This window comes from Lapidilactobacillus gannanensis (assembly GCF_003946675.1).
GTDB lineage: Bacteria > Bacillota > Bacilli > Lactobacillales > Lactobacillaceae > Lapidilactobacillus > Lapidilactobacillus gannanensis.
Window position 1 is genome coordinate 1 of the sequence record NZ_RHOT01000073.1, and the last position, 1,704, is coordinate 1,704.

Here is a 1,704-nt window from a genome sequence, read left to right on the forward strand (position 1 = left end):
CCGAGCAATTCTGCACTATGCCCTGTCAAGTTGACAGATGAAATAATATAAAATTGAATTTGTCTCTAAACGGCTTCATTCCAGTATTCATCTGGAGTGAGGCCGTTTCTTTGTGCTGAGCGGTTGTGGTGATTGAAGTATTCAATACCTTCTTCAACTAACTTCACGAGTTCTTCATAAGTTTTAGCCATCGGATGACGATCCATCCAGCGCAACTTGAATTCGTTCCACCATCGTTCTATCGGCGCATTATCGTATGGTGTGCCTGGCCGAGACATACTGCGAGTCACATCATAACGGGCAAGAAAGTTGTTAAAGGCGCCAGATGTGTAAGCTGAGCCGCGATCTGTATGAATCATTGGATGAACTTTTCCGACACGATCAAATGCACGTTGGAATACTTCTATTTCTGCAGCTGATGTTTCCGTAATGCTGAGATGGTGCGACAAGAGAAGACGACCATAGAGATCGAGAACGCCACTCAGTCGAGTCTTATATTCGCCGTTTGGACCGAATCTCAATTCCGTTGAGTCTGATAACCAAACTTTGTTAGGTGCATCTGTTTCAAAGTGCTGGTTCAAGACATTGTCTTGAACGTATTGTTCACTTGCTTTTTGACGGCTGTGTTTCTTGATTCGAATTTGACATCTTAAACCCAATTCTCGCATCACTCGCCGAATCATCTTATGCGTAACTTCAAAGGTAATTGACTCGTCATGTTGAAGATTCACTAGAAGATTGCCAGCGCCGATACCTTGACGGTGGAGATCAAACCAGTGTTGTACCCGCTCTTGGAGCTGATGATTGCGGACTTCCCAAGCGGTTTCTTTACGCTTTAATCCTTTATAGTAAGCTTGTCGGCTTACGCCGACAACGGCTAATAACTTGGTGAGGGCACCATGCTTGCCTTGACTGAGCTCTTTGATTACGTTGTAAGCCAGCCGATGTTGTTTGTTCACCCCTTGTGCTGAAGTTCCAGCAATTTTTTTGCGAATTGTTCCACCAATTCTTTGTCTTTAAGCTCGGCCTCTAGTTGGCGAATGCGAAGGTTTGCTTTGTCGAGCTCAGTCAATTCAGACTTATCTTTGTGATGGCCACGGTTATCAATGAGGGCCTCATAACCACCATTCTTGGTCTTAAGCACCCAAGAACGTACTTGTTGATATGAAACTTGAAAGTGCTCTGCAGCTTCAGTGTATGAATGTTTGTGCTTGACCACGTACTCAACTATTTCAATTCGTTTTTCAAAAGTTGTTTTCTTAGGCATACTGGGGACCTGCTTTCTGGACGGTGATGCCGTCAAAAGTTTATCTCCATTATACTTGTCGACCCATGCTTTTGCTTGAGTCATTTGACGTAATCCATATTTATCGGCCACTTCTTCAAATGTGCCTTCTCCATTTAGATAGGCAAGGACAACGGTATGTTTCAACTCCTTGCTGTAGTGAAGGTATGTCTTAGCTTCTTCAAGACCTTCAATCCCATCTCTTTTGTAACGCATCGACCATCTTTTAAGTGTATGTCTACTGACTTCGTGCTGCCTCGCATACGCATATATTGGCAGATTTGACTTTTGGTAATCTTTAAGTATATTGAGCTTTTCCAGTGCTGTGAATTTAGATTTGGACATACAAAAATCCCTCCGTAATCATCAAATGAATTATTGTATTTCATCTGACAACCATAAAGGGATTATTGCATTCT

2 protein-coding genes are annotated in these 1,704 nt (G+C 42.7%); both read right to left on the minus strand.

The genetic code is table 11. The features are described 5' to 3' along the window. Positions 1-65: 65 nt before the first annotated feature. Complete coding sequence (locus EKM81_RS11010; protein WP_125651611.1) at positions 66-959, minus strand: IS3 family transposase; 894 nt, start codon at positions 957-959, stop codon at positions 66-68. Next, positions 956-1,630 carry a helix-turn-helix domain-containing protein gene (locus tag EKM81_RS11015; RefSeq protein WP_125651613.1) on the minus strand — a complete coding sequence of 225 codons (675 nt, stop codon included), beginning with the start codon at positions 1,628-1,630 and terminating at the stop codon, positions 956-958. The genes EKM81_RS11010 and EKM81_RS11015 overlap by 4 nt, the downstream gene beginning before the upstream one ends. Positions 1,631-1,704: the final 74 nt, after the last annotated feature.

Coding starts and splice junctions, on each gene's coding strand:
- EKM81_RS11015 (WP_125651613.1), bottom strand. CDS start 1,630: ATGTCCAAATCTAAATTCACAGCACTGGAAAAGCTCAATATACTTAAA.